Below are 12,531 nucleotides of genomic sequence, written 5' to 3'. Positions count from 1 at the left end.
AGGTAACGGTGCATCCCTGGCGCCGTTACCTGACAGGACCGTTGCGATACTATGGCAGAAAACACAACCTCTCCTGACGATGTTCAGGAAAATAATAATGACGACACCCGTAAACGCCCCGGAAAGAAACCGCTGATTATCCTCGCCGTTGTGGTTGGCGTGATGGTGATCGTCGCGCTGGTATGGTGGTTTTTAACCCGTAACGAAGAGAGTACCGATGACGCCTTCACCGATGGCGATGCGGTCACTATTGCGCCGAAAGTCGCAGGTTACGTTACTGAGTTGCGGGTCAAAGATAACCAGCGGGTGAAGAAGGGCGATTTACTGGTCGTTATCGATCCCCGCGATGCGACCGCGCAGCGCGATCAGGCACAGGCGCAGTTAGGGCTGGCAACGGCGCAACTGCACCAGGCGCAGGCGCAACTCGAACTCTCAAAAGTGCAGTATCCCGCACAGCGCGATGAAGCGAAGGCGCAGGTACTGAAAGCGCAGGCGGATCTGGCGAATGCTGAAGCCGCTTACCGCCGTCAGCGTGGTGTCGATCCCCGTGCGACCACACAGCAAAATATCGACAGCGCCAACGCCCAGTTGCGCAGCGCACAGGCGCAGCTTGTCAGCGCCCGCGCCCAGCTGGAAGTGGCGGAGCAGGTGCAACTGCAAATCCGTCAGCAGGAGACCAACGTCGAGGCGCGCCAGCAGCAGGTCGCGCAGGCGAAAGCGCAACTGGAAACGGCGGAACTGAATCTCTCGTGGACGGAAGTCCGCGCGCCGTTCGATGGCTTTGTCACCAAACGTAACGTCCAGAACGGTACGCTGGTGCAGGCGGGTACGGCACTGTTCTCGCTGGTGTCGCCGGAAATCTGGGTGGTGGCCAATTTCAAAGAGTCGCAGCTTGAGCGGATGCGTCCGGGCAATAAAGTGAGCATCAAAGTCGATGCCTGGCCGGATCTGCAGCTGGAAGGGCATATCGACAGTATCCAGCAGGGCAGCGGTTCGAAATTTGCTGCTTTCCCGTCAGAAAATGCCACCGGTAACTTTGTCAAAATCGTGCAGCGCGTGCCGGTGAAAATCGTCATTGATAAAGGGCTGGATGCGAATAAGCCATTGCCGCTGGGCCTCTCCGTCGAACCGAAGGTAACGCTGGAATGACCGATCACAGCCACGAAAACTGGCGACCCGCCAGCAACCCGTGGGCCGTGGCATGGGTGGTTACGCTCGCGGTATTTATGGAGATCCTCGACACCACGATTGTTAACGTGGCGCTACCGCACGTTGCCGGTTCGCTGTCGGCCAGCTACGACGAATCGACATGGGTTCTGACCAGCTACCTGGTGGCGAACGGGATTGTGCTGCCGATTTCGGCCTTTCTCAGCCGGACGTTTGGTCGTAAGCAGTTTTTCCTTATCTGCATTGTGATGTTCACCGTCTGCTCATTTCTTTGCGGCATTGCGACTGAGCTGTGGCAAATCATCCTGTTTCGTATTTTGCAGGGCTTTTTTGGCGGCGGCCTGCAGCCGACGCAACAGTCAGTGTTACTGGATTACTTTAAGCCGGAGGATCGCGGCAAAGCGTTTGGCCTGTCGTCGATTGCCATTATTGTCGCGCCGGTAATGGGGCCGACGCTGGGCGGCTGGATCACCGATAACTACTCCTGGCGCTGGGTGTTCTTCATCAATATTCCGGTGGGTATCATCACCGTGCTGGCGATCTACCAGTTGCTGGAAGATCCGCCGTGGGAACGGAAATCGAAGCAAAAACTGACTATCGACTGGCCGGGAATTGGGTTGATTGCGCTGGGGTTGGGCTGCCTGCAAGTGATGCTTGATCGTGGCGAAGATGAAGACTGGTTCGCGTCAGATTTCACCCGCATTTTCGCGGTGCTGACGGCGGTGGGCATTGTCGGCGCCATCTATTGGCTGCTCTACGCCAAAAAACCGGTGGTGGATTTGCGCTGCATGGCGGACAGAAACTTTACCGTCTCCAGCCTGTTGATGGCGGGCATGGCGATGATTCTGTATGGCAGCTCGGTGGTGATCCCGCAACTGGCGCAGCAGGATCTCGGCTATACGGCTACCTGGTCCGGGCTGGTGCTGTCGCCCGGCGCGGTGCTGATTGTGATGACCATTCCGCTGGTACTGAAGTTGATGCCGATCGTGCAGACGCGCTGGATTATCGCCTTTGGCTTTTTCTGCCTCGCTACCTCGTTCTGGTGGTCGCGTACGCTGACGCCGGATATCGATTTCGAAACGTTAGTGCTTTTTCGCAGCGCGCAATCCATCGGGCTTGGCTTTCTGTTCGTGCCGCTCACCACCATTGCTTTTATCTCCACGCCGCGCGAACTCAATGCGGATGCCGCCGCGTTATTCACCATGTTTCGTAACGTGGCGGGCTCAATCGGCATTTCGCTCTCCACGGCGGCTATCACGGAGCGCTCGCAGGCGCATATGTCGCATTTGGCGGAACATACCTCCCCGTTTAATGAGCAATTCCAGCTGGCGTTGCGCCAGACTGCCGAGGCGATTCGCAATTTCACCAGTCTGTTGGGCGATCCGCTTTCCAGCGCCAGCGGACAGATGTACAAAGCGATGGTCGCCCAGTCGCGTTTCCTGGCGTACATCGATGTTTTTACAATTTTGAGCGTGGTCGCGCTGTTACTGATTCCATTTTGTCTATTGCTTTCGCCGATCAAAAGCGAAGGCAGCGCAGGAGCACATTAATATGAGGTGGCGTCGTTTTCCCGTAACCCTGTTATCGCTGTGGCTGGCAGGCTGTGCCGTGGGGCCGGATTACCGGCCGCCGCAACCGCAAACGCCTGCGCGCTGGAACGATCCGGGAGACCGTGCGGTGAAGTCGCAGGTTTCCATGCAGGCGCTTAACCCGCGCTGGTGGACCACGTTTCAGTCGCCGCAGCTCAACAGCCTGATTGAACGGGCGATTGCCGGTAACCTGTCGCTGCAACAAACCGTGCTGCGAATTGCTGGCGCGCGCGAGCAAATCAATCAGGCTGGCGGCGCGTTTCTGCCGTCGGTCAACGGTTCGCTGAAAGCCACGCGTCAGCAGCTTGGCCTTGAAGGTGAGCTGAAATCTCATGATGTTTATGGGCAACTGGATAATGCCGATCCGGCCATCAGCGGTGCGCTGGGCGCGTTAACCCAGCCGGTGAATCTCTACCAGGGCAGCTTTGATGCGCAGTGGGAATTGGACTTGTGGGGTAAAGTGCGCCGTCAGGTAGAAGCCGCCTCCGCGCAGCAACAGCAGACAATAGAACAACGTAATGATGCTTTGGTGTCGCTGGAAGCGGAAGTGGCGCGCGCCTGGCTGCAACTGCGCGGCGCGCAGGGCATTATCGCCACGCTGAATACGCAAATCGACAGTGCGCAACAGACTTTTACTCTGACGGAGAATCGCCAGAAAGGCGGGTTATCGCCGCAGATGGATGTAGAAAATGCCCGTGCGCAGGTCGGTAATCTTGAGGCGCAACTGCCGCAGTACCAGGCGCAGGAGCGCCAGGCGATGAATGCGCTGGCAATCCTGCTGGGTAAACCGCCGGGCGCACTGGATAGCGAACTGCGTAACGCGCAGCCGCTTCCGGCATTGCCGGAAATTGTGCCGACCGGTATTCCTTCGACGCTGGCGCGTCGTCGCCCGGACGTGCGCGAAGCCGAGGCCAGCCTGCATGCCGCTACGGCACAGATTGGCGTTTCGGTTGCCGAGCTATTCCCGAGTTTGTCGCTGAGCGGCCAGTTTGGCCTGCGCAACAGTGAAACCAACTGGCTGACCGACTGGAGCAGCCACTTCTACAGCTTTGGCCCGCAGATTTCGATTCCGATCTTCCAGGGCGGACGGCTGGTGTCGAGCGTTAAGCTGGCACGCGCGCAGCAGGGCGCGGCGGTGCTCAATTATCGCCAGACGGTACTAAGCGCATTAGGCGATGTGGAAAATGCGCTGGTCAGCTATCGCGCCGATCAGCAGCGGGAAGCGGGGCTGGATAAAACAATCAACGCTCTGCAAAGCGCTTTTGACCTTGCCAGCGACAGCTACCGCAAAGGGATCGCCAGCTTTATTGACGTGCTGGATGCGCAACGTCAGCTGGCGCAGGCTAGCCAGCAGCGTGAGGAGGCGCGCGTGCAGAGTAGCCTTGACCTCGTGGCACTCTACAAGGCGCTCGGCGGCGGTTGGGAACCGTATCAAAATGTGCAACTGCCTGATTACAAAGTCTTTGGTGATGCGCCGCGCGGATAATCAGAGAATTGGGCAAGAAACAGGCAGGATCCTCACATTCCTCCTGCCAAAAGATTTCGTATAACTGTTGCGTCAACTAAACCGATGAGGAGACGCCATCATGCGCTATCAAAAATTGGGTAATACCGGACTGTTTGTTTCTGAGTTATGCCTCGGCACCATGACCTTCGGCGGCGAAGGCGGAATGTGGGGCAAAATTGGCCAGCTACAGCAGGCGCAGGCGGAGCAGTTGATTGGCCGCGCGCTTGATGCGGGCATTAACTTTATCGATACCGCCAATGTTTACTCAGAAGGGCGCTCGGAAGAGATCACCGGCCAGGCGCTGAAGAACCTGAAAGTCCCGCGTGAAAACGTGGTTGTCGCCACCAAAGTGTTTGGTGAAACCGGTACCGCCGGGGTGAACTCGCGCGGCAGTTCGCGCTATCACATTATCAACAGCGTGAAAGAGAGCCTGCGCCGCTTGCAGCTCGATCATATTGATCTTTATCAACTGCACGGTTTTGATCCGGCGACGCCGATCGAAGAGACGCTCTACGCACTGGATAATCTGGTGCAGCATGGGCATGTGCGCTATATCGGCGTCTCTAACTGGGCGGCGTGGCAGATTACCAAGGCGCTGGGGATCTCTGAACGGCTTGGGCTGGCGCGTTTTGCCTCGTTGCAGGCCTACTACACCATTGCCGGTCGCGATCTGGAACGCGAGCTGGTGCCGATGATGCAGAGCGAAGGCGTCGGGTTGATGGTCTGGAGCCCACTGGCCGGAGGCTTGCTGAGCGGTAAATACGATCGCGATGGCAATGGGGAAGCGGGCGGTCGTCGGCTGGAGTTTGATTTCCCGCCGGTGAATAAAGATCGCGCCTTTGACTGTGTGGATGTGATGCGCACCATTGCCGACAGTAAAGGCGTTTCGGTAGCGCAAATCGCGCTGGCCTGGCTGTTGCATCAGCCGGTCGTCAGTAGCGTGATCATTGGCGCTAAACGGCAGGAACAACTGGATGACAACCTTGCCGCCACCGCGATTCGTTTAAGTGCCGATGAGCTGCAACAGCTTGACGCCGTAAGCGCGCTGCCGCGCGAATATCCCGGCTGGATGCTGGAACGTCAGGGCGAATATCGTCGTAATCAGTTAAAACAGCAGTAATTTAAATCCATTCACCCTACCCCGTAGGCCGGATAAGCATTAGCGCCATCCGGCGATCGTGGCGCCACTGGCCAAAAAAACGCCGGTTGGCGGCTGCACCTTATTCGGCCTACTTAAGCTGTTATCCGGTAAATCTTTCGAAAACCATCACAAATCTGCACCTCTCTCGTTGCCCATTTTTTCGTCATTATCTATATGACTAGTCATATTCATTAAATGACTAGTCATGGAGAAAGCGCGATGAGCAAAACGTTACCGGCCGGCTTCCTGTGGGGGAATTCCGTTTCCAGCATGCAGACTGAAGGAGCATGGAATGAGGGCGGGAAAGGGATGTCGGTGTATGACATCCGTGAAGCCAGCGAATTTGCCTCAGACTGGAAAGTCGCCACCGATTCTTACCATCGCTACCGCGAAGATTTCGATCTAATGCAGGATCTGGGCATGAATTGCTACCGCTTCCAGATAGCCTGGAGCCGCGTTTGTCCGCAGGGCGACGGCGAGTTCAACGAAGAGGGGATCGCCTTTTACGACCGCTTTATTGACGATCTGCTGGCGCGCGGCATTGAACCGATGGTGTGTCTCTACCACTTTGATATGCCGCTGGCACTGGCGCAGCAGTACAACGGTTTTGCCGATCGACATGTGCAGGACGCCTTTGTGCGCTACGGCAAAAAAATGATCGATTGCTTCGGCAGCCGGGTGAAGTTCTGGCTGACCTTCAATGAGCAGAACATTTACCACATGCCGGGCGCGTTCCAGGTGGGCGGCTATCTCAAGGGCGAGAAAACCCTGCGCGAGCTGTACCAGATCCAGCATCACGTGATGATGTCGCATGTGCTGCTCACCCACTATCTGCACGAGACGCAACCCGGACGCCTGATGGGCGGCATGCTGGCGCATCAACTGATTTATCCGGCGACCTGCAAGCCGCGCGATGTTTTTTGCGCGACCCAGTATGACGAGTTTCTCAACCAGAATTTGCTGCGGGTGTTTGCCGGGCAGGGCTACAGCCCGGAAGTGCTGGCGGTCGTCGATCGCGAAGGTTTCCGCGATATCTATCGCGATGAGGATCTGGCGCAAATCGCCCGCGTGAAAAACGACTTTATGGCGTTCAGCTATTACGCCAGTAAAACCCTCGATAGCGACGCCATCTCGCCAGAAACCCCGGTCAACTACTACCTGCAACAGGGCGATAAAGCCAACCCGTACCTTGAAGCCACCGAATGGGGTTGGCAGATAGATCCTCTCGGTTTTCGCGCCATTATCACCCGTTACTACAACGACTGGCGTTTGCCGGTGTTCCCGATTGAAAACGGTATTGGTGTGATTGAGGAGTGGGACGGCGTAAACCCCATCGATGACGACTACCGCATTGCCTACCACCGCGACCATATCCAGGCGATGCAGGATGCCATTTTCATTGATGGCGCACAGGTGATTGGCTATCTCGGCTGGGGCTTAATCGACATTCTCAGTTCACAGGGCGATATGCGTAAGCGCTACGGCGTGGTGTATGTGAACCGGGAAAACCACGATCTGAAAGATATGAAACGCGTACCGAAGAAGAGTTATCGCTGGCTGCAACAGGTGATCCGCAGTAACGGGCGCGACATGTAACGCATTGATTGAGAGGACAGCGCTATGTCTGAAACTAAAATCACGCCGAATATGCAGTCATTCGTCGATAAGTTCGTCGATTTTTCCGCCCGCCTGGCAAACCAGGTGCATCTGCGTTCCCTGCGCGACGCCTTTGCGGCAGTGATGCCGATTTTTATCCTTGCCGGGTTGGCGGTGCTGATCAACAACGTCATTTTTCCCTGGGTGCTGGAAGGGGAAACGCTGGCGCGTTTTAAAGTGTGGGGCGAAGCGGTGATCAACGGAACGCTGAATATTGCCGCGCTGCTGATCGCGCCGATGACGGCCTGGTCACTGGCGCGGAATAAAAACTTCGCTAATCCGGTGTCGGCGGTGGTCATTGCGCTGTCCAGTTTTATTATCATGATGCCGATGCAACTTGAGGTGGTGCCGGTGGGCGCGAAAGCCACGGTCAGCGTGACGCAGATGCTGGCTTTTACTAACATCGGCTCGACCGGGATTTTTGCCGGGGTGATTATCGGGCTGCTCTCCACCGAGCTGTTTATTCGTGTCGCCGGCGTGAAACGGTTTTCAATTTCGCTGGGCGAGAATGTGCCTGCGGCGGTAGGGCAATCTTTCTCCTCGCTGATCCCGGCCATTATTACCCTGTCGCTGTTTGCCATCGTTGCCGCGCTGCTGGCGAACCTGCTGCACACCGATTTGATCCACCTGATCACCACGCTTATCCAGCAACCGCTACGGCAGATCAACACCAGCCTGCCGGGCACACTGTTTATCTATAGCTTCGGCAACTTCCTGTTTACGCTGGGCATCCACCAGACGGTGGTCAACGGCGTGATCCTGGAGCCGCTTTTGCTGATCAACACCAACGAAAATATGCTGGCGTTCGCCAACGGGCAGCCGATCCCGCATATCATCAACAATATCTTCGTTCCGACCTTTGGCATGATTGGCGGCACCGGCAGTACCATTTCCCTGCTGATCGCCATCTTTCTCTTTGCGAAACAGCAATCGGCGAAACAGGTGGCGCGCCTCGCCATTTCGCCGGGGCTGTTTAATATTAACGAGCCGGTGATTTTCGGCTTGCCGATCGTGTTCAACCTGCCGCTGATGATCCCGTTTGTGCTACTGCCTGCGCTTGGCATCTGGTTTGCCTGGCTCTGTACAACGCTGGGCTGGATGTCGCGTTGCGTGGTGATGATCCCATGGACGACACCGCCGATTCTCAGCGCCTGGCTGGCAACGGCGGGCGACTGGCGGGCGGTGGTGGTGCAGTTGATCATCATTGTCTTTGGTGTATTCTTTTACCTGCCTTTCCTCAAAATTGCCGAGCGAGTGGCCTTGAAAAACAATGGGATACAATAATTACTGAGAAGGGATATGGCGGCAAAATACATCACGATTGCGCGCGAGATTAAGCGCCGCATTCTCAGCCAGCACTACGCGGCCAGCGCACCGTTACCGGATCAATTTGCGCTGGCGGCAGAGTTTAATACCAGCCGGATGACGATCCAGCAGGCGATGCGCCAGCTGATTGTGGAGGGGCTGGTCTATACCCGGCAAGGGCAGGGCACGTTCATCCGCAAAAACTTTCTTCAGTTGTCGCGCTGGGATCTGCCCGGCAGCGACTATTTTGGTGCCACCAAAACCTGGGAGAACGTTGGCGAAGTGACGAGTAAAATCATTCGCTTCGAACTGCGTTTTCCCAGTGAGAAAGAGCAGGCATCGCTGCTGGTGGGGCCGGACGATCCGGTATATGACTTTATCCGTTTGCGCATGCTGGAAGGCGAACCAGTGTCGCTGGAGTTCACGCTGATGCCGGTCAATCTGGTGCCGGGGCTGAATCGCGGGCATCTGGAAAGCTCCGTTTTTCGTTATGTGCAGGAAGAGCTGGCGCTGAAGATCATGGGTTCGTATCGCATTGTGCGCGCGCTGAAACCCTGGGCGGAGGATAAACAGTATTTGAACTGTGAAGAGACCGATCCGGTGCTGGAAGTGGAACAGGTGATTTATCTGGAAGACGGCACGCCGTTGGAGTATGCCCATTGCCATTATCGCTACGATCACGGCGGGATAATTGTGGTCAATAACGGGTGATTTTTTGGCCGGATGGCGGTGATGCCTTATCCGGCCTGTGGCTTATAAGCCCGGTAAGCGTAGCGCCACCGGGCATTAAACCGCTGATTAGTTCAGACGTACCGGCATACCGGAACGGTTCTGCACTGCCTGATCGACAATGTTTGAATCCACATCAGGCTGGCTGGTGACGGCCTGTACCGCTTTGGTCAGCGCGATCGGCACAATTTCGCCGCCGTTGAACTGCGCTTCGGTGGTGGACAGCGGGTTGTGAACTTCGATATAGCGGCTGCCATCCGGCTCGGTGGTCGCTTTTACTGGCTCATCAATGAACTGTACGCGGGTGCCGACCGGCACGTTTTCGAACAGGAATTTGATGTCGTCGTTACGCAGACGCACGCAGCCGTGGCTTACGCGCAGGCCGATACCGAAGTTGGCGTTGGTGCCGTGGATCGCATACAGACGGCCGATATAGAGCGCATACAGGCCCATCGGGTTGTCCGGGCCTGCCGGAACCACTGCCGGCAGCGGTTGACCTGCTGCAATGTATTCCGCATGCATTTTCGCGGTCGGCGTCCATGTCGGGCCGGCTTTCTTACGTTCAACTTTGGTGGTCCAGGCGATCGGGGTATCTTTCCCGAGCTGGCCGATACCGATAGGCAGCACGATCACCGTGTTGGTGCCTTTCGGGTAGTAGTAGAGACGCATTTCTGCGCTGTTGATGACAATGCCTTCGTGCACGGTATCCGGCAGGATCAACTGCTGCGGAACGTTCATTACCGTGCCGCCTTTCGGCAGGTAGGCATCAATGCCCGGGTTGGCTTCCAGCATGTTGGACAGGCCCATCTGATATTCAGCGGCGTAATATTCCAGAGGCTGCGTATTGCCTTCCGGGATAGTGACAACCTGGTTCTGACCAATCAAACGGCTACCGTCTGTCGGCAGCGGATAAGTAACAGCAGACGCATTATTGCAAAATCCCACGACAGCCAAAGCCGCCGCGAAAAGGGTTTTTATTTTCATGTTCATTTTGTGCGAGATTTTTGCCACACAGGCCGTTGGGTTAGGAATGCAGGAAGCGCATTATATGTGCATTCCGGCGCTCAGGGAATTCAGATGTGTACGAAATCACACTTTTTTCCTTTTGCTTGCAGTTTAGCGGTCTGACAGTGGACAGGAATCTAATTCGGAATTGTGGCATAATAGGGTGTTTGTCACATATTTCAGGATACCTCTGTGTTAGTCACCAGCAACGTCACCATGCAGTTCGGCAGCAAGCCGCTGTTCGAAAACATTTCCGTCAAATTCGGCGGCGGCAACCGTTATGGCCTGATCGGCGCTAACGGGAGCGGAAAATCCACCTTTATGAAGATCCTCGGCGGTGATTTAGAACCGACGCTGGGGAACGTCTCCCTCGATCCGAACGAGCGTATCGGTAAGCTGCGCCAGGATCAGTTTGCCTTTGAAGCGTTCAGCGTGCTCGACACGGTGATCATGGGCCACGCCGAACTGTGGGAAGTGAAACAGGAACGCGATCGCATCTACGGCCTGGCTGAGATGAGCGAAGAAGATGGCTATAAAGTGGCCGATCTTGAAGTGCAGTACGGCGAAATGGACGGTTACTCCGCCGAAGCGCGCGCGGGCGAGCTGCTGCTCGGTGTTGGCATTCCGGTAGAACAACACTACGGCCCGATGAGCGAAGTGGCGCCAGGCTGGAAGCTCCGCGTGCTGCTGGCGCAGGCGCTGTTCGCTAACCCGGACATTCTGCTGCTCGATGAACCGACCAACAACCTGGACATCGATACCATTCGCTGGCTGGAGCAGGTGCTGAACGAGCGTGACAGCACCATGATCATCATTTCGCACGACCGTCACTTCCTCAACATGGTCTGTACCCACATGGCGGATCTCGACTACGGCGAGCTGCGCGTTTACCCGGGTAACTATGATGAGTACATGACGGCGGCAACGCAGGCGCGCGAACGCCTGCTGGCGGATAACGCCAAGAAGAAAGCGCAAATCGCCGAGCTGCAATCCTTTGTCAGCCGCTTTAGCGCCAACGCCTCGAAATCTCGCCAGGCAACTTCCCGCGCCCGTCAGATTGATAAGATCAAACTGGATGAAGTGAAAGCCTCCAGCCGTCAGAACCCGTTTATCCGCTTCGAACAGGACAAGAAATTGTTCCGTAATGCGCTGGAAGTGGAGCAACTGGCGAAAGGTTTTGATAACGGCCCACTGTTTAAAAACTTCAACCTGCTGCTGGAAGTGGGCGAGAAAGTGGCGGTGCTCGGTACTAACGGCGTGGGTAAATCCACCCTGCTGAAAACGCTGGTCGGCGATTTACAGCCGGATAACGGAACGGTGAAATGGTCGGAAAATGCCAGCATCGGTTATTACGCGCAGGATCATGCCGCAGACTTTGATAACGATCTGACCGTGTTCGACTGGATGAGCCAGTGGAAACAGGAAGGCGATGACGAGCAGGCGGTGCGCAGTATTCTCGGTCGTTTGCTGTTCAGCCAGGACGATATCAAGAAACCGGCGAAGGTGCTTTCCGGTGGTGAGAAGGGCCGCATGCTGTTCGGTAAACTGATGATGGAAAAACCGAATATCCTGGTGATGGACGAACCAACCAACCACCTCGATATGGAATCCATCGAGTCACTGAACATGGCGCTGGAGATGTATCAAGGCACGCTGATCTTCGTTTCTCACGACCGTGAATTCGTAAGCTCGCTGGCAACCCGCGTGATTGAGATTACGCCGCAGCGCGTGGTGGATTTCACCGGGAATTACGAGGATTATTTGCGCAGTCAGGGCATCGAATAAATTTACCGTCGTCTTTCACGCCGCAGGTGCGTTGGCTGCACCTTCGTACCCCAGTCACTTACTCATGTAAGCTCCCGGGGATATTCAGGTTTGCCGCCTTCCTGCAACGCGAAATACTTGGGTAAATTGCGGCGTATTCCGTCGTCTTTCACGCCGCAGGTGCGTTGGCTGCACCTTCATACCCCGGTCACTTACTCATGTAAGCTCCCGGGGATACTCAGGTTTGCCGCCTTCCTGCAACGCGAAATACTTAGGTAAATTGCGGCGTATTCCATCGTCTTTCACGCCGCAGGTGCGTTGGCTGCACCTTCGTACCCCGGTCACTTACTCATGTAAGCTCGCGGGGATACTCAGGTTTGCCGCCTTCCTGCAACGCGAAATACTTAGGTAAATTGCGGCGTATTCCGTCGTCTTTCACGCCGCAGGTGCGTTGGCTGCACCTTCGTACCCCGGTCACTTACTCATGTAAGCTCCCGGGGATACTCAGGTTTGCCGCCTTCCTGCAACGCGAAATACTTAGGTAAATTGCGGCGTATTCCGTCGTCTTTCACGCCGCAGGTGCGTTGGCTGCACTTTCGTACCCCGGTCACTTACTCATGTAAGCTCCCGGGGATACTCAGGTTTGCCGCCTTCCTGCAAAACCGTTG

The 12,531-nt window shown here is 56.1% G+C and carries 9 protein-coding genes; 8 read left to right on the top strand and 1 reads right to left on the bottom strand.

All coding sequences use genetic code 11. The annotated features are described in order from the left end of the window. Window positions 1–51: 51 nt before the first annotated feature. The 7 genes from AWR26_RS17340 (at window position 52) to AWR26_RS17310 (ending at window position 9,076) form a co-directional block, all read left to right on the top strand. Window positions 52–1,149 (top strand): HlyD family secretion protein, encoded by a 1,098-nt coding sequence (locus AWR26_RS17340; protein ID WP_064567682.1) that lies wholly within the window; start codon window positions 52–54, stop codon window positions 1,147–1,149. Continuing rightward, a complete protein-coding gene (locus AWR26_RS17335) occupies window positions 1,146–2,717 on the top strand; it encodes a DHA2 family efflux MFS transporter permease subunit (protein ID WP_064567681.1) in 1,572 nt (523 codons plus the stop codon). The genes AWR26_RS17340 and AWR26_RS17335 overlap by 4 nt, the downstream gene beginning before the upstream one ends. A gap of 1 nt (window position 2,718) precedes the next feature. Then, a complete protein-coding gene (locus AWR26_RS17330) occupies window positions 2,719–4,242 on the top strand; it encodes an efflux transporter outer membrane subunit (protein ID WP_064567679.1) in 1,524 nt (507 codons plus the stop codon). A gap of 100 nt (window positions 4,243–4,342) precedes the next feature. Continuing rightward, complete coding sequence (locus tag AWR26_RS17325) at window positions 4,343–5,383, top strand: aldo/keto reductase (RefSeq protein WP_064567677.1); 1,041 nt, start codon at window positions 4,343–4,345, stop codon at window positions 5,381–5,383. Window positions 5,384–5,623: 240 nt separating this feature from the next. Then, window positions 5,624–7,000, top strand: a complete 1,377-nt coding sequence (locus AWR26_RS17320; RefSeq protein WP_064567675.1) for a glycoside hydrolase family 1 protein — start codon at window positions 5,624–5,626, stop codon at window positions 6,998–7,000. 24 nt (window positions 7,001–7,024) lie between these two features. Further along, on the top strand, window positions 7,025–8,344 hold the full coding sequence (locus AWR26_RS17315; protein ID WP_064567673.1) for a PTS sugar transporter subunit IIC: 1,320 nt from the start codon (window positions 7,025–7,027) through the stop codon (window positions 8,342–8,344). Between the two features lie 15 nt (window positions 8,345–8,359). Next, entirely contained in the window at window positions 8,360–9,076 is a 717-nt protein-coding gene (locus AWR26_RS17310) for a GntR family transcriptional regulator (RefSeq protein WP_064567671.1), read from the top strand. An 87-nt stretch (window positions 9,077–9,163) separates the two neighbouring features. On the opposite strand, the gene ldtB is transcribed toward AWR26_RS17310, so the two are convergent. Continuing rightward, window positions 9,164–10,084 (bottom strand): L,D-transpeptidase, encoded by a 921-nt coding sequence (gene ldtB / locus AWR26_RS17305; protein WP_064569049.1) that lies wholly within the window; start codon window positions 10,082–10,084, stop codon window positions 9,164–9,166. A 207-nt stretch (window positions 10,085–10,291) separates the two neighbouring features. On the opposite strand from ldtB, the gene AWR26_RS17300 reads away from it, so the two are divergent. Continuing rightward, entirely contained in the window at window positions 10,292–11,884 is a 1,593-nt protein-coding gene (locus AWR26_RS17300) for an ABC-F family ATPase (RefSeq protein ID WP_043954136.1), read from the top strand. The last annotated feature ends 647 nt before the right edge of the window (window positions 11,885–12,531 follow it).

The organism is Kosakonia oryzae (assembly GCF_001658025.2).
Taxonomy (GTDB): domain Bacteria; phylum Pseudomonadota; class Gammaproteobacteria; order Enterobacterales; family Enterobacteriaceae; genus Kosakonia; species Kosakonia oryzae.
This window is presented reverse-complemented; position numbering and strand designations above follow the sequence as displayed.